This is a genomic window from Nocardia asiatica NBRC 100129 (genome assembly GCF_000308415.1).
Taxonomy (GTDB): Bacteria; Actinomycetota; Actinomycetes; order Mycobacteriales; family Mycobacteriaceae; genus Nocardia; species Nocardia asiatica.
This window is the reverse complement of record NZ_BAFS01000460.1, coordinates 1-14969: the sequence shown is the minus strand read 5'-3', so window position 1 is coordinate 14969 and position 14969 is coordinate 1. Positions and strand designations below refer to the sequence as shown.

Sequence of the window (14969 nt, the reverse complement as noted above, 5' to 3'; positions counted from 1 at the left end):
CACGAAGTAATTCGACTCCAGGAAGGCCAGGCGCGTGGTGAGCAGATCCTCGAGGAGGGCCTGCTTTCGGACATGCTGGTGTTCGTTCACACCCATTCCTGGCGCACACCGGGGATGTCGTTGGAGGCGGTGCTGCGACGGTTGAACCGCGTGGACATCCCCACAGTGACCTACCACCTGGACCTCTGGCGAGGCTTACAGCGTGAACGCGACCTGGAGTGCGACCCGTTCTACACGTCCATCGGCTGGTTCTTCACCGTCGACAAGCTGATGGCGGACTGGTTCAACTCGCAGACGGGCGTGAAGGGTCGGTTCCTGCCGGCGGGCGTGTACGACCAAGAGTGCTACATCTCGGACCAGCCCTCAGAGCATGCCAACGATGTGGTGTTCGTCGGTTCTCGCCGCTACCACCCGGAGCACCCCTGGCGCCATCAGCTGATCGACTGGCTGAGGGAAACTTACGGCTCCCGCTTCACGCACGTCGGCGGCGACGGGGACACGGGCACCGTTCGCGGCGACGACCTGAACCGGCTGTACGCGAACTCGAAGGTGGCTGTAGGCGACACGCTCTGCCTGAACTTCGACTACCCCTACTACGCGAGCGATCGACTTTGGGAGTGCGCTGGCCGCGGAGGCGCGCAGGTATTCCCGAGGATCACCGGGCTCGAGCAGTGGTTCAAGGACGGCGAGCACCTGCTGTACTTCGACTTCGGCGACTTCGACGGCCTGCGTTCGAAGATCGACTGGATGTTGGAGCATGACGAGGATCGCGAACGTATCCGTCGTGCGGGCCATGAGATGGTGAAGGCATCGGGGACGTACCGGCACCGGTGGCAGACGATCTTGGAAACCGTGTTCGCATGACCGAGATGATTCCTACGCTCGTCAACGGCCGGTGGGAAATCCTGCTGCCGGAGCACCGCGCCGCGCGGCCTGAATGGGATCTGGCCAACGGCGGCTGGGAACGCCAGCGCCTGGACGCGATGGCCGATCGCATCGGGCCCACTGACGTGGTGTTCTACTGCGGCAGCGAAGAAGGCGAGTTCCCGGCGCTGTGTCAGACGTGGGGTGCCGAGGTTGCGCTGTTCGAACCAAATCCGCTGGCGTGGCCGAACACGAAATCGATCTGGGACGCCAACAACCTGCATGTCCCGGTGTGCTGGCCCGGGTTCGCGTCCAACGAGACACGGACACATGGCGCGCGGCTACTCCAGGCGTGGCCGGACTACGCGACGGGCGAGATCGTCGGAGACCACGGCTTCAAAGAGCTGTACCTGGAAGCCGCGAACTACCCACAGATCCGTCTGGACGACGTGGTCGCACAGTGGAAGCCGCCGACGGTCATCTGCTTCGATGTAGAGGGTAGTGAGTGGCAGGTGCTGCGCGGCGCCGAGCGGACGCTGCGCGATCACCGGCCAACCCTGTTCGCGTCGATCCACCCGGAATTTCTATATGCCCAGTGGGGCGAGTACTCGCGGGACTTCCGGAACTGGATCATCGACCTCGGCTACCGTGAGACGATCCTCGACTACGCCCACGAGCTGCACACGGTGTACGAGCCGCTGTGATCCCCGTTGTCCGCCTGGCCCCAGGCAACCAATGGGACCAGAACCTCCTGGACCGTTTGTTCGCGAACCAGCTGTACCCGACCGGCCTGGAGTTCGAGCGCTTCGACGCCTACGTCAAGGCCGATGGGATCGTCTTGATCGTGCCGGGCCGCTACTGGGCCGGACATGAGCACGAGATCAGCGAAGCGCTCTCGCGCTACCGCTGGGTGCTGGCCATCCGAACGTCGGACGAGGAAGACCTGTTCGACATCAAGGCGCTACAGCATCCGAACCTTCGTTGGTGGGTGCAAACGCCGCGGACCGATGAGGACTACGGCACCGCCCGCCTGATCCCGCTCGGGTTTCCGCCGCACTTCAACGACCTCGGCGAGATGCCGGAGCGGACGGTGGAGGTGTTTCTGTCGGCGCAGAACACCCACACACGCCGCGTGGAAGCGTTCTCGGCTCTGGCCCGCGACAACCATGTCCAGCGCGTCACCGCTACAGAAGGTTTCACGCAGGGGCTCCACCCGGAGGAGTACGCGCGGCAGATGTGCGGCGCGAAGGTAGCGCCGGCGCCGTCGGGGGCGTTCAGTCCGGACTCGTTCCGCCTGTACGAGGCGCTCGAAGCCCACACTGTGCCGATCGCCGATGACATCTCCCCGGCCTACGACAGCGCGGGCTATTGGGAGCGACTGTTCCCGGGTGCACCGTTCCCGATCCTGCGCGACTACGCGGACCTCCCGGGATACATCACCGACGTCCTATCCGACTACCCGCGGATAGCGAACCGGGCGGCTGCCTGGTGGATGGGCCACAAACGTGGATTGGCCCGCGCCCTGCGGAAGGATCTGGAAGATCTCGGAGCCCTCAGTGCGTGACGTCACGATCGTCGTCCCGGTCAGCCCGATCCCTTCACATCCGGACACGAAGATCCTGGACGAAACCCTGGACTCGATCCGCCACCACCTGCCGGATGCGGAGATTATCCTCACCTTCGACGGTGTCCGGTCCGAGCAGGGGTATCGCCGCGACGACTACGAGAGATTCATCCAGGCAGCCCTGTGGCGAGCGGACCACGTATACGGCAATGTCTGGCCCCTGATCTTCGAGGAACACCAGCATCAGACGGGCATGATGCGCGCGGTCCTGGACCGCATCGACACTTCATTGTTGATGTACGTCGAGCAGGACGCGCCCCTCGTTACCGATGAGCCCATCGATTTCGAGCTGATCAAGAGGTTCATCCTCGACGGCCACTCCAACCTCGTCCGCCTCCACCACGAGGGGCGGATACCCGCCGAGCACCAGCACATGATCCACGGCGACGACGGAGGGTTCATCCGAACCTCTCAATGGTCGCAGCGTCCCCACGTCGCGTCGGTTGCGTTCTACCGGCGCATCATGCACGCGCACTTCAGTCCCGATGCGCGGTCGTTCATCGAGGACCGCATGCACGGTGTCGTCGACGAGGCGTACCGGGTCGACGGACTCCCGGGCTGGCGGCAGTACGCGCTGCACATCTACAACCCGGGAGGGAACCTGAAGCGCAGCTACCACACCGACGGGCGCGCCGGCGAGCGGAAGTACGACGACAGGCAGGTGTTCTGATGCGCGTCGGCCTGATCGCCCGCGCAGACTCCCGCGGACTCGGTGTGCAGACGAAGGCGTTCCACGATGTGATGCGCCCCGCGAAAACGATGGTGGTCGACTGCCCGTCGGCGGACCCACTACCCTTGCGCCCCGATTGGTATCCGGGCTCGACGTGGATCAAGGGATTGCCCAAAGCCGGCGACTTCCGCTCCTGGCTCGACGGATTGGACGTCGTGTACACCGCCGAAACCGGTTATGGGCGGGCGGTTTGGTCGGAGGCTGAACGCGCTGGAGTGAAGACGGTCCTTCACGCCAACTACGAGTTTCTGGATCGCAGCGATCAGCCGACGTTGTGGGCGGCGCCGAGCATGTGGCACTTCGACGAGTTCCCAGACCCTCGGAGATTCCTCCCGGTCCCGATCGACCTGGCCAAGTTCCCGGCACGCCAGCCCACCACCAAGGCGGCCCGGTTCCTGCATGTGATCGGCCGCCCCGCCATCCACGACCGCAACGGCACTGCCGATCTCCTCGACGCGCTCGCCTACGTGCAGTCGCCGATCACGCTGACCATCACCTGCCAGAACAGCGCTTACGTCCCTGGACTGTTGGCGTCTCGCCGCATCCCGCGCCATATCCACCTGGATATCCGCAGCGGCGACGCACCGAACAATGTCGACCTCTATCGCGAGCAGGACGTGCTGGTGCTGCCTCGCCGGTTCGGCGGGCTCTGCCTTCCAGCGCAGGAAGCGCTCGGCGCCGGGATGCCGGTACTCATGCCGGCGGTCAGCCCGAACGAATGGCTGCCCAGCGACTGGCTGGTCTCCGCCGAGAAGCGTGGCGAGTTCACGGCGAAGACCAGAGTCGAGCTGTACTCAGTGGGCCACCGCGATCTGGCCGCGAAGATCGACCAGCTCGCTCAGGATCCAACCTTCTTCGCCGCCTCGCAGGACACCGCGCGTCGGATGGCGAAGGAACTGTCGTGGGACAACCAGCGTCCGGTGTACGAGAAACTGTTCGCTGACCTGTGCAACCGATGATCTCGTGGGCCACAGTCGGCCACGTAGCTCGCCTCGTCCAGGCAACCGAACTCGCCCAGTCCATCGGGGCGACCATTTCTCTGGACGACGGCAGCATCGGCGCTGACGACAACCATCTCCGCGCATGGGCAGCCACCACAAACGTTGAGTCGGAATGGGCTGCCGTTCTCGAGGACGACGCCGAACCAGTGGCCGGGTTCGCTCATGAAGCGGAGCGGGCTCTAGCTGTAGCCCCAGCGCCCGTCGTGAGCTTCTATGTGGGAACCGGGCGCCCGGTGAGGTGGCAAGACAGCATCGCTAAAGCCATCACCGCAGCAGACCGCCGCGGTGCGCACTGGCTCACCTGCAACCACCTGCTCCATGCAGTAGCGGTAGCCATCCGATCCGACCTCGTAGAGGACTGGCTGGACTGGGCCCCGACCAGCAGCCGCCCCATCGACGAGCGAATCACAGCATGGTGTCTCACCCGGAAGCACCAAGTCGCCTACACATGGCCCTGCCTCGTAGGCCACACTGATGGGCCTACCCTGATCAAGCATCGTGACGGCAGGGCCCGTAACGAACCACGCAAGGCATGGCGCACAGGTACACGAGACCACTGGGCCAACACAGCAGTGAGCATGTGATGCCCCGAGCCCCACGCAAATGCCCTAAGCCAGGTTGCGAGAACCGCATCACCAACACCGCCTACTGCGCCGAACACACGACCTACGGCTGGTCGACCGACAGCAGGAAGCGCACCAGCTCGCCCGAGCATCGAGCGCAGCGCCTGCGCATCCTCGAGCGCGACGGCTACCGATGCCAGCTTCGCTACCCGAACCGCTGCGTCGGCACCGCCACACAGATGGATCACAAGACACCGGTCTACCGCGGTGGCAGCGACGACGACAGCAACATGCAAGCCGCTTGCCGCCCGTGCCACGCGAAGAAGTCCAGCGACGAGGGCAACCAGGCACGCCGACGATAGGGGTGGGCGGGGACCCCGTCCCTCCCATCGCGGCGCGCGTCGGCAGGGCAGCCTAAATCCGCCGTCTACGGTTCCCCCAGGTCACAGGGGTTCCGGAACAACGCATCCGAAACGGGTGCGTCCCTCATCCCGAAACGGGGTCTGAAATGCCGCAACCGAAGAAACACGCGAGTGCTCGTGCCCGCGCGAATAAGGCGTCGACTGCCGCTGTCCTGACAGAACTTCCCGACGACCACGCCGTGCTCAAGCCGGACCTTCCGTCGCGCGAGGGCGGGTGGCATCCGCAAACCCTCGAGTGGTGGGAAGACCTGTGGTCGGCGCCGATGGCTGCCGAGTATCACGAGTCGGACCGGCATGCACTGTTCCTGCTGGCCGTCCTGGTGGACGATTTCTGGCGTGAGCCTTCGCAGAAGTTGGCCGCGGAGATCCGGTTGCAGCGACAAGCGTTCGGGCTCACGCCCTACGATCGCCGCAGGTTGGAATGGACGATCGAAACGGCCGAGCAGTCGAAGGAGCGCGGCCGCCGTCGCCATCAGCCGCAGGGCGGCCCGGCGCAGGCTGCGAAGGATGATCCGCGCGCCGGTCTGTATGCCGTGTAATGCTGCTCGTCGTTCCGGGGCCCGATCCTGAACCCTGGCCGACGCTCGGCCGTGGGATTTGTGACCTCATCGAGGAGCGCGCGGTCTATGGGCCGGGTTCGTTGCAGGGCGAGCCGTATCGAATCGACCCTGAGTTCCGAGCGTTCATCTATCGGGCGTACGAGATCTACCCGCGGATCGTCTCGAAAGCATTCGCGGGGGGAGGCCCTGGGCTGGTCGTCAAGGACCCGCATCCGTGGGCGGGCCGACGTCGGTTCAAGCGGGTCGGACTGTCGGTTCGCAAGGGTTTGGCGAAGACGGAGAAGCAGGCGCTGCTGGCGTACTGCGAACTCCATCCGGAAGGGCCGACACGGTTCGACGGCTGGGACGCGTACGGCAACCCGGTAGGTCGGCCGGTGCGGTCGCCGTACGTCCCGATGCTCGCGGTGACGGTAGAGCAGGTCGAGGAACTGGCCTACGGCGCGTTGAAGTACATCGTCGAGGAGGGCCCAGACGCGGACCTGTTCGACTCCGGTCTGGAACGCATCCTGCGTCTGGATTCGCGCGGCCGCGCCGACGGCAAGGCCGTGGCGCTGGCGAACTCGCCGGGGTCACGTGACGGTGCCCGTACGACGATGAACTGCTTCGATGAGCCACACCGCCTGTATCTGCCGCGGCAGTTGCAGGCGCATCAGACGATGGATGCAAATCTGCCGAAGCGCCCGTTGGACGATCCGTGGTCGCTGTATGTGGGGACCGCGGGACAATTAGGTCAGGGGTCGGTGGCCGAGGAGATCCACGTCGAGGCGTTGGCGATCCATGAGGGCAAAATCGATCGCCCTGACCTGTTCTACCTGTATCGAACCGATGATGACCTGAACCGGGATCTCTCCGACAAGGACGAGCGGATCCGCGCCATCGCGGAGGCCACGGGGCCCGCGGGGGAGTGGGGTCCGGGACAGTTCGATGAGATCGCCTCGAAGTGGGATCGTCCCGGCGCCGACGGGCCGTACCTGGAGCGGGTGTGGCTGAACCGGTGGCGTAAGAGCGGTTCTCAGGCGTTCGATCCGAAGAAGATCGAGCTGCTCAAGCGCCCGGAGCGGATTCCAGATCGGGCGTTCGTCACCGGCGGCTTCGACGGCGCCCGGTTCCGCGACTGCACAGCCCTCGTGTTGACCGACATCGCGACTGGCCTGCAGCAGTGCGTGGGCTCCTGGGAGCGACCGGAATACGTCGAGGACTGGGAAGTTCCGGAAGACGAGGTGACCGGGCTCATGGAAGACACCATGGGCCGGTTCGAGGTGTACAAGGTCTACGCCGACCCTCCGCACTGGACCGAAACGGTGGGGTCGTGGTCGGCGCGGTGGCCCAACCAGGTCGAGGAGTTCTGGACCAACCAGTACAAGCGGATGGCCTACACGATCCGCGAAACCTTGGAAGCCATCGACTCGGGCTCGATCACCTTCGGCGGCACCCCAGAGCAGCTCGACGCCCTGATCGAGCACTACGGCAACGCCGGACGCCAGGACCTGAAGATCCTCGATGACGAGGGGAAGCCGCTGTTCATCCTGTGCAAGCAGGACGGCCGCCAAGACCTGAAATTCGACCGCGCGATGGCCGGTGTCCTGTCCTGGAAGGCCTGTATGGACGCCCGAAAGGTGGGCGCGAAACCCCGGCCGAAGGCCCGCGCACCGCGACGACTGTACTGACGGGAGGTCATGTGGCGACTACGCCAGCCGAATGGCTCCCGATCCTCACGAAGAGGCTCGACGCTGATTTGCCGCGGATCCGATTGCTGCGACGCTACGTCGACGGTGACGCGCCGCTGCCGGAGATGGGCGCGAACGTCCGTGCGTCGTGGCAGAAGTTCCAGCGGGAATCCCGCACCAACTGGGGCTATCTGATCCGGGAGTCGGTCGCGGACAGGATCGTTCCGAACGGCATCACCGTCAATGGCAAGCTCGACTCGCCGCAGGCCAAGCAGGCGCAGCGGATGTGGCGGGACAACCGCATGGATTTGGTGTTCAAGGACGCGGTCCGGCACATGCTCGACTACCGGCGAGGGTTCCTCACCATCTGGTCCGGCGAGGGGAGCGCGGTCATCACCGCGGACTCGCCAGAGAACATGTACGCCGCAGTCGACCCGCTGCAACCGTGGCGTGTGCGCGCCGCGGTGAAGTGGTGGCGCGACGAGGATCTGGAAAAGGATTTCGCCATCGTCTGGGTGATCGGCGGCTGGCAGCTGTTCAACCGCGACACCTACGTGGACGCCACGTATCAGACGAAGCTGAATCTGCGGGCATCGTCGGACACATGGGAGCCGGTGAACGACTACGTCTACACCGGCGCCACACCACCGGTGGTGGTGTTGGAGAACCCCGACGGCGCCGGCGAGTTCGAACCACACCTGGATGTGATCAACCGCATCAACCGGGGGATCCTGCAGCGTTTGGTGACGACGGCGATGCAGGCGTGGCGGCAGCGGGCGCTGCAGGCCAAGGAAGGCACAGCGGGTCTCCCGGACAAGGACGAGCAGGGCAACGACATCGACTGGGCGAAGGTTTTCGAACCGGCGCCGGGCGCGTTGTGGGACCTGCCGCCGGGGCTGGAGATCTGGGAGTCGCAGCAGACCGATATTCGGCCGATGCTCGAAGGCTCTATGCACGACATCCGCCACCTCGCCGCCGTTTCGAGGACTCCTGTGTCGGTGCTGATTCCGGACGCCGCGAACCAGGCCGCTGCGGGAACGGATTTCGCGAAGGAGGGCCTGGTCTTCAAGACCCGCGACCGGCTCACCGTCGCGAAAATCGCAGCCGCGGCAGCGGTGTTGAAAGGGCTCGAGGTCGAAGGTGTCGCAGTGGAGGACACCCTCGAGGTGCTGTTCGAGCCGCCGCACGCCATCAGCATGGCCGAGAAGTACGACGCCGCTGTGAAAGCGAAGGCGGCAGGCGAGTCCTGGAAGTCGATCGCCCGCAACATCCTCGGCTACAGCCCCGAACAGATCGCCCAAGACGAGCTCGACCGCGCCGAGGAGCGCGAGTTGGCCGCCGCTGCGGCGCCGAACGCCTTGCCGCCCGCGGAGGGGCAGCGCGAGCTGGAACCGGCCGAATAGCCAGACTTCCCCACCTTCTCGGTGGGGCCGCGCGTAACGCGCACAACTCACACGAAACGTAGGAGTACGCAATTGTCCGAGACCACGATCGACCCCGCCACTGTCGCCGACGTACCGGAACCCCCGGCCGCCGACGAGCAGCCCAACCAGCCCGTCGAGCCCGCCACCGCAACGGGGTCGGATCTCGCGGCAGAGGTCGCGAAGTGGAAAGAGCTGTCGAGGAAGAACGAGCAGCGCGCCAAGGAGAACGCGGCAAAGGCCAAGCGCCTCGATGAGATCGAAGAGGCCAGCAAGACCGAGCTGCAGAAGCTGCTCGAGCGCGCCGAGAAAGCCGAAAAGGCTGCCGCTCAAGCGCTGTCCGACAAGCTGCGAGCCGAAAAGTCCGCTGCTTCCGGCGTTGACGTGGAACTCATCCACGGCAGCACCGAGGAAGAAATGGACGCCGCGATCGAGAAGGCCAAGAGGTGGGCCGACTCGCTGGCGAAACCGCCGATCGCGCCCCCGGCGAACCTCGTCACCTCCGACGGCAAAGCCCCGAAGGTCAACCAGATCACGTCTCGGGACGAACTCAAATCCATGACCCCCCAGCAAATCGTCGCGGCCAAGAAGGCGGGCCGCCTCGACGAGCTGTTGGGCAAATCTACTTAGGAGTCTGAGAGATGGCTTTCGAACATTTCATTCCAGAGCTGTGGTCCGCACAGCTCTTGGACCGCTGGACCCAGATGGCCGTGTTCCCGCAGCTGGTGAACCGCGAGTACGAAGGTCTCGCCACCAAGGGCAACACTGTCCACATCACCGGTGTTGTCGCGCCGCAGGTGAAGGACTACAAGGCCGCCGGCCGAACCACCTCGGCGGACGAGATCTCCGACACGGGTGTCGATCTGCTGATCGACCAGGAGAAATCCTTCGACTTCTACGTCGATGACATCGACCGTGTGCAGGTCGCGGGCTCGCTGGAGGCGTACACCGAAGCTGCGGGCGATTCGCTGGTGGAGGATTCGGACCGGTTTATCGCCGACATGCTGGTGGAGCTGGGCACCGAGTTGACGGGTGCAGCCCCGACCAATGGCGATGCTGCGTTCAACCTGATCCGCGATGCCCGCAAGAAGTTGAACAAGAGCAACGTCCCGGCCGCCGGTCGAGTGCTGGCGTGCAACGCCGAGTTCGAGGCGCTGCTGCTCGGCGCGGACTCGAAGCTGACCAGCTTCGACACCTCCGGCGACACTCAGGGCCTGCGGCAGGCCACCGTCGGCTCGCTGCTGGGATTCCGCATCGTCACGACCAACCATCTGCCGTCGGTAGACGACCCGCAGTTCGTCGCGTGGTCGCCGCGCGCGGCCGCCTACGTGTCCCAGATCGACGAGATCGAGGGCATGCGTGCGCAGAACAAATTCGCCGACCGCGTCCGCGGCCTGCACGTCTACGGCGGCAACGTCATCCGCCCGGAGGGCGTCGTCGTGTACGGACCTGACGGCTCGTAGTCATGGTCGCTCTGGCCTCTGACGAGGATGTCGCCGACGTGCTCGGTCGCTCGTTGACCGAATCCGAAACGGCGCGCGTCGCGGGCATCCTCATCAAAGCGTCGGACCTGTTCCGCAAGATCGCGGGCCAGGACTTCACTCCCGGTGAGTCCACGGTGCGGCTTAAGGTTGAGGGCGGCTGCGTCCGCCTGGCCCAGTCTCCGGTCGAGGATGTCGAGTCCGTCGTCGACGACGAGGGTCTCGAAGTCGACTTCACGGTCAGGGATCAGTGGCTGCGAGTCACCCGCAACGGGTACCCGCTGGCGTCGCACGAGTTCGTGACCGTCACCTACTCCCACGGCGGGCCCGTGCCCGACCTGGTCCGGATCACGATCGCGGAGATCGCCGCCAAGGTTCTCGATATCCCGAAGGAAGCCAAGGCGAGCATCGCTAGCCAGTCCCGCACCGTGGGTCCGTTCTCGGAGAACAACACCTACGCGGCCTGGGCGGTCGGTGGCGCAACGTCGCTGTCCCCCGAAGACCGCGCGATCGCCGAGTCCTACCGATACCGAGGGACGAAAGTCATTGTGCAACAGCCCTGACCAGACCGGGCAGGTGGCCTGATGGCGGAGGAGGTGATCCGCCACCGCGGTGGCGGCACGGACCCGGACGGCAACCCGATCCCGTGGACAGACGCCACGCTCACCGCGTGGGCAGTAGCCCCTGGAGCGACCGAGGAATACAAAGACCGCGGTCGGGATGGGCAGCGTGTCGACATGAGCGTCTACTTCATGCCTGCCGTGGATCTGGGCAGCGAGGACGAACTGACCGTGCGCGGTGACCGCTACTTCGTACAGGTCGAACAGTGGATCTCGCCATTCAGCGCATGGACCGGCACGGTCGCGTTGTGCAGCAGAGGGGAGGGCTGATGGCCGTAGTCCGGCTCGATCACGGCGGCATTTCCCGGCTGTTGAAGTCGCGGGAGTTCGCCGCTGTGGTCAAGGAGGCCGCAGATCGGGTGGCAGCGGAAGCGGGCGAGGACGCCACGGTCAGCGAGTACACCACCGACCGGAGTGCGGCGTCGGTGTGGGTGCCGGCCGAACAGCAAGCCCGCGACGGCGTTCTGACGCGCGCAGCCGCCTCCGTGGGACTTGAGGTGGAGGGTCGGCTATGAAGCCGCTCCGGCTTCCCGCAGATCCGGCGAAAGTGGCCAAGAACTATCTGGCGTCGGTGATCCCGGGCATGGTTGCCGCCCCCGCCCCCACGTTCGGGATGGTAGTGCCGACGAACTGGACCCCCAGTTCCGCGCCGCACCTGGTCGTGTTCGATGACAGCGGCCCGACTCGATGGCCAGTCATGACACGGCCATTGTTGCGAGTGACTGTGTGGGCAGACGGCAGGGACCGCTCCCGGGCTATCGCCGGGGCAGCGTTGGGCGTGCTGCTGTCGCACAGCATTCCAGGTATCGCCACTGTCACCGAACCATCCCTGTTGCTGGAGGCGCGCGATTCCACCAACGGTGGCGTGCTCGCCTCATTCACTGTCCGTGCGCAGGCCCGGACCCTCCCAGCCTGATCGGGCTGCGAGAGCCTTGGCCGCCTCGATTCGACTGGCCCGTTCCCACATTCCCTGAATGTGGCAGAAATAGGAGACTGAAAAATGGCAAGGAATCCCGACAATGTCCTGATTTGGCAGGACGCCCATGTGTATGTGTCCGACGCGACCACTCGCCCCGACTTGCCTTCCACGATTGATGACCCGCTCGGAGTCGGCTGGGAGGAAGTGGGAATTCTCGACGGTGATGACGGTTTCCCCGAGGACCGCAGCCAGGACGAGACCAAGCATTTCGGCTGGGGCATCGGTCTGATCAAGGTCGGCTCGAAGAACTACGAGCTGATGCGGAAGTTCTCTCCGTTGGAGGACAACGCGGCCGTGCGCGGGATGATCCTGCCGGGGTCGACCGCGACCAAGATCGCGTTGCCTAAGCCCGTATACCGCTGGCTGGCGTTCGAGACCGAGAGCGATCTCGAGGACAAGGAGCGGCTGTTCACCACGAAGCGGGCCCGAGTGTGGGTTCCTGCGAACAACCGCAACGAATCCGACATCACCAAGTGGGAAGTCGAGGCGTTGTTGTTCGCCGATTCCAACGGTGACGTGTTCGACCGGCAGGCGTTCGACGCGTCCTGATAGGCGCTGGCGGCGCGGCTGTTTCCGTGCGGGTTTCCTCCGCGACCGCCAGCACCCCTTTTTGTGAAACCCGCAGCCTCAGAGAGGAAACTCGCACATGAGCAACCCCCGCCGTCATCGCCCCCGCCCGGACGGTGCGCCGGTCCCGCAGGACTACAAGCCGCCGCGCAAGACTGCGGCGCAGCGGGAAGCCGAAGGCGCGGAGACCGTTGTGATCGAGTACGGCGGTATGGAATTCGAGATCCCCGCCTCCGTCGATGACTGGCCGACCGTCGCCGTCCAGGCGGCGAGCAAGCAACAGCACATCGACGCGATCGAACACATCCTCGGCCCGAAGCAGTGGGCCACCTTCCTCGCGAAGTTCCCGCGCAAGCGGAATTTCGACGAGTTCGCCAACCTGGTCGCCGACGAGATGGGCTTCAACACGGCGGGAAACTGACGGCGTTGCTGCGCATCGTCGGCGAGCACGAGGACGCCCTCGAAGCCGACCTGTCGCAGCATCATCACCTCCGTTACACCGACCGATGGCGGCGGGACCAAGCGGGCGTTCCGCTGCTGACGTTGCGTGAGATCTGGGTTCGTGTCCAGGAACTGCCGCCCACCGCCCGCCTGGTGATGCTCGGCAACGACGGTCGCCCCCGCTGGACCGACGCCGACTATCTGCTGGCCGACATCGCCGGCATCCTCGCCGGTCGCGAACATCCGGCACGCCCGACACCGATCAGCGCCCCTGCTGAGAACGTGCCCTCGCGACGCGACGCGCTGCGTCAGCAACGGATCAAGGCCAAACGCGAACGCGAAGCCCAACGAACGCAGAAGGGAGGCGACCAAGATGGTTGAGACGATCGGATACGCAGCCCTTCAGATCATTCCCACACTGCGGGGGATCCAGGGCAGCCTCGACCGACAACTTTCCAGGCCGCTGACCGCTGCGGGGCAGAAAGCCGGACGTGACACCGGCGACGCGATTGCAGCCGGCGTCGAGGCAAGGAACTACGAGGCGACCGGCAGGTCGGCAGGCTCCCGAATCGGCGCCGGGCTCAAAACCGCCGGACGCAAGGCGGGCCGCGACGCCGGCGAGGCGATCGCCTCGGGGATCCGCAGCGCCAACTATGTGGCCGCAGGCCGCGACGCTGCGGGGCGGTTCCGCGCCGGGTTCGCCACTGTTGGGCAGCGCACCGGTCGCGACGCCGGTGAGGCGATCGCGTCCGGCGTCCGGGACGCGAACTACGAGTCCAGCGGTCGCTCGGCGGCCGACCGGATACGGTCCGGTCTGCTCGCTGGGCTGCGGGGCATCGGTGCTGGGATCGAGATCGGCACGCGCGGGCTGTCGCTGTTCGTCGTGAACGCCGCCAGTATCTCCACCGCCTTCGGGATCGCGGCCAAGATCGTGAGGTCGTTCTCCGCAGCGACCTTCGTCTCCGCGATCGCGCTGCGGCAGGTGGCTTCGGTGGGCCTGACCAGGCTCGCTGGCGCCCTGCGGCTCATCGCCGCGATCGCCGGGCGGGTTGCCCGCGAAATCGGTCAGGTCACCTCCGCGTTCCTTGTGCTGCAGAGTGTGGTGCGGGTCGCCTCGGCCATGACAAGTTTCGCCCGAGCCCTTTCCCTGGTGACGGTGGGCGGCGCGGCGGCTATCGGCGTGGTCTCCGGACTCGGCGCAGCGTTCGCGAGCCTGGCGACGTCGGTAGCGGCGGCAGCTGGCGCTGCCGCCGGCGCGGCGGCAGGCATTCTCGCCCCGGCATTGGCCACGCTGAAGATCGGATTCTCCGGGCTCGGTGAAGCCAAGAAGGCGTTCGAGTCCGGCGACGGTGGCGCTGGTCAGGCCAAGGCCGTGGCCAGCGCCGCAAAAGGGTTGGCCGCCGCCGAGAAGGGCGTCGAGCGCGCCAAGGAAGACAGTCGAAAGGCCGAGGAAGACCTCACCCAGGCTCGCGAGGACGCCCGCAGGCAGATCGATGATCTCAACAAGGCGTTGCGGGACAACTCGCTCAACGAGCGAGAGGCGGCCCTGGACGTTCGGAAGGCGCGCGAAGATCTCGCCAAGACCCTGGCCGACCCGAAGGCTGACGCGACCGAGCGGCAGGAAGCGGCGCTGCGTGTCGAGCGCGCCGAGCTGAGCCTCCTGGAGACCCAGGAGCGATCCCGCGAGGAAGCGGAGAAGGCCGACAAAGCGAACCGCGACGGCATCGAGGGCTCCGATGAGGTCGTTGCCGCCAAGGAGCGTGTCGTCGACGCCAATGAGAAGTTGGTCGAGGCGCAGCAGCAGGTCGCGGAGGCGGCGAAAGCGCTCGCCGACGCACAGAATCAGGGACCGGGCGGAAACGTAGATCCCTTCTACGCGATGATCGGCGAGCGTATGGCGCCGATGCTGAACGCATTCGACGCACTGAAGCGCGCGGTGACTGACGATTTCTCGGCTGCACTGATTCCGGCGTTCGGAAATATCGGGACGCTGCTCGATGCGCTGTCGCCGAAGCTCGCTGCCTTGTCC

Annotated in this window: 18 protein-coding genes and 1 pseudogene; all 19 read left to right on the top strand. The window is 65.6% G+C overall.

Annotation, left to right across the window (positions count from 1 at the left end):
- The first annotated feature begins 150 nt into the window (after positions 1–150).
- Positions 151–864 (top strand): glycosyltransferase family protein, encoded by a 714-nt coding sequence (locus ON27_RS35405; RefSeq protein WP_218003097.1) that lies wholly within the window; start codon positions 151–153, stop codon positions 862–864.
- On the top strand, positions 861–1568 hold the full coding sequence (locus ON27_RS35400; protein ID WP_043737701.1) for an FkbM family methyltransferase: 708 nt from the start codon (positions 861–863) through the stop codon (positions 1566–1568). Before ON27_RS35405 ends, ON27_RS35400 begins: the two co-directional genes overlap by 4 nt.
- Positions 1565–2428, top strand: a complete 864-nt coding sequence (locus ON27_RS35395) for a hypothetical protein (RefSeq protein ID WP_043737699.1) — start codon at positions 1565–1567, stop codon at positions 2426–2428. Before ON27_RS35400 ends, ON27_RS35395 begins: the two co-directional genes overlap by 4 nt.
- Positions 2421–3158 carry a hypothetical protein gene (locus ON27_RS35390; RefSeq protein WP_043737697.1) on the top strand — a complete coding sequence of 246 codons (738 nt, stop codon included), beginning with the start codon at positions 2421–2423 and terminating at the stop codon, positions 3156–3158. Before ON27_RS35395 ends, ON27_RS35390 begins: the two co-directional genes overlap by 8 nt.
- The gene (locus ON27_RS35385; protein ID WP_043737694.1) at positions 3158–4177 is read left to right on the top strand and encodes a glycosyltransferase; all 1020 of its coding nucleotides are present in this window, start codon (positions 3158–3160) and stop codon (positions 4175–4177) included. The genes ON27_RS35390 and ON27_RS35385 overlap by 1 nt, the downstream gene beginning before the upstream one ends.
- Positions 4178–4802: 625 nt before the next feature.
- Positions 4803–5144 (top strand): HNH endonuclease, encoded by a 342-nt coding sequence (locus ON27_RS40935; RefSeq protein ID WP_043737687.1) that lies wholly within the window; start codon positions 4803–4805, stop codon positions 5142–5144.
- A 146-nt stretch (positions 5145–5290) separates the two neighbouring features.
- A complete protein-coding gene (locus tag ON27_RS35370) occupies positions 5291–5743 on the top strand; it encodes a phage terminase small subunit (RefSeq protein ID WP_043737684.1) in 453 nt (150 codons plus the stop codon).
- Complete coding sequence (locus ON27_RS35365) at positions 5743–7431, top strand: terminase large subunit domain-containing protein (RefSeq protein WP_043737682.1); 1689 nt, start codon at positions 5743–5745, stop codon at positions 7429–7431. Before ON27_RS35370 ends, ON27_RS35365 begins: the two co-directional genes overlap by 1 nt.
- 11 nt (positions 7432–7442) lie before the next feature.
- Complete coding sequence (locus tag ON27_RS35360) at positions 7443–8834, top strand: phage portal protein (RefSeq protein WP_043737674.1); 1392 nt, start codon at positions 7443–7445, stop codon at positions 8832–8834.
- Positions 8835–8906: 72 nt separating this feature from the next.
- Positions 8907–9482 carry a hypothetical protein gene (locus ON27_RS35355; RefSeq protein ID WP_051047364.1) on the top strand — a complete coding sequence of 192 codons (576 nt, stop codon included), beginning with the start codon at positions 8907–8909 and terminating at the stop codon, positions 9480–9482.
- Between the two features lie 11 nt (positions 9483–9493).
- Complete coding sequence (locus ON27_RS35350) at positions 9494–10315, top strand: phage capsid protein (protein ID WP_043737671.1); 822 nt, start codon at positions 9494–9496, stop codon at positions 10313–10315.
- A gap of 2 nt (positions 10316–10317) precedes the next feature.
- On the top strand, positions 10318–10896 hold the full coding sequence (locus ON27_RS35345; protein ID WP_043737669.1) for a hypothetical protein: 579 nt from the start codon (positions 10318–10320) through the stop codon (positions 10894–10896).
- A 21-nt stretch (positions 10897–10917) separates the two neighbouring features.
- Positions 10918–11223 carry a hypothetical protein gene (locus tag ON27_RS35340; RefSeq protein ID WP_043737666.1) on the top strand — a complete coding sequence of 102 codons (306 nt, stop codon included), beginning with the start codon at positions 10918–10920 and terminating at the stop codon, positions 11221–11223.
- A complete protein-coding gene (locus ON27_RS35335) occupies positions 11223–11468 on the top strand; it encodes a hypothetical protein (protein ID WP_043737663.1) in 246 nt (81 codons plus the stop codon). The genes ON27_RS35340 and ON27_RS35335 overlap by 1 nt, the downstream gene beginning before the upstream one ends.
- Positions 11465–11869, top strand: a complete 405-nt coding sequence (locus tag ON27_RS35330; protein ID WP_051047363.1) for a hypothetical protein — start codon at positions 11465–11467, stop codon at positions 11867–11869. Before ON27_RS35335 ends, ON27_RS35330 begins: the two co-directional genes overlap by 4 nt.
- An 84-nt stretch (positions 11870–11953) precedes the next feature.
- Positions 11954–12481 (top strand): hypothetical protein, encoded by a 528-nt coding sequence (locus tag ON27_RS35325; RefSeq protein WP_157227727.1) that lies wholly within the window; start codon positions 11954–11956, stop codon positions 12479–12481.
- A gap of 97 nt (positions 12482–12578) precedes the next feature.
- On the top strand, positions 12579–12920 hold the full coding sequence (locus tag ON27_RS35320; protein ID WP_043737660.1) for a hypothetical protein: 342 nt from the start codon (positions 12579–12581) through the stop codon (positions 12918–12920).
- 5 nt (positions 12921–12925) lie between these two features.
- Positions 12926–13321, top strand: coding sequence for a hypothetical protein (locus tag ON27_RS40475; protein ID WP_051047361.1), 396 nt, complete (start codon positions 12926–12928; stop codon positions 13319–13321).
- 502 nt (positions 13322–13823) lie between these two features.
- Positions 13824–14969: pseudogene (locus ON27_RS35310) on the top strand (hypothetical protein); the annotation flags it as partial.

Bases quoted from the DNA above. Each gene is read 5' to 3' on its own strand.
- ON27_RS35400 (WP_043737701.1), top strand. From the start codon at position 861: ATGACCGAGATGATTCCTACGCTCGTCAACGGCCGGTGGGAAATCCTG.
- ON27_RS35385 (WP_043737694.1), top strand. From the start codon at position 3,158: ATGCGCGTCGGCCTGATCGCCCGCGCAGACTCCCGCGGACTCGGTGTG.
- ON27_RS40935 (WP_043737687.1), top strand. From the start codon at position 4,803: ATGCCCCGAGCCCCACGCAAATGCCCTAAGCCAGGTTGCGAGAACCGC.
- ON27_RS35370 (WP_043737684.1), top strand. From the start codon at position 5,291: ATGCCGCAACCGAAGAAACACGCGAGTGCTCGTGCCCGCGCGAATAAG.
- ON27_RS35365 (WP_043737682.1), top strand. From the start codon at position 5,743: ATGCTGCTCGTCGTTCCGGGGCCCGATCCTGAACCCTGGCCGACGCTC.
- ON27_RS35350 (WP_043737671.1), top strand. From the start codon at position 9,494: ATGGCTTTCGAACATTTCATTCCAGAGCTGTGGTCCGCACAGCTCTTG.
- ON27_RS35345 (WP_043737669.1), top strand. From the start codon at position 10,318: ATGGTCGCTCTGGCCTCTGACGAGGATGTCGCCGACGTGCTCGGTCGC.
- ON27_RS35340 (WP_043737666.1), top strand. From the start codon at position 10,918: ATGGCGGAGGAGGTGATCCGCCACCGCGGTGGCGGCACGGACCCGGAC.
- ON27_RS35335 (WP_043737663.1), top strand. From the start codon at position 11,223: ATGGCCGTAGTCCGGCTCGATCACGGCGGCATTTCCCGGCTGTTGAAG.
- ON27_RS35330 (WP_051047363.1), top strand. From the start codon at position 11,465: ATGAAGCCGCTCCGGCTTCCCGCAGATCCGGCGAAAGTGGCCAAGAAC.
- ON27_RS35325 (WP_157227727.1), top strand. From the start codon at position 11,954: ATGGCAAGGAATCCCGACAATGTCCTGATTTGGCAGGACGCCCATGTG.
- ON27_RS35320 (WP_043737660.1), top strand. From the start codon at position 12,579: ATGAGCAACCCCCGCCGTCATCGCCCCCGCCCGGACGGTGCGCCGGTC.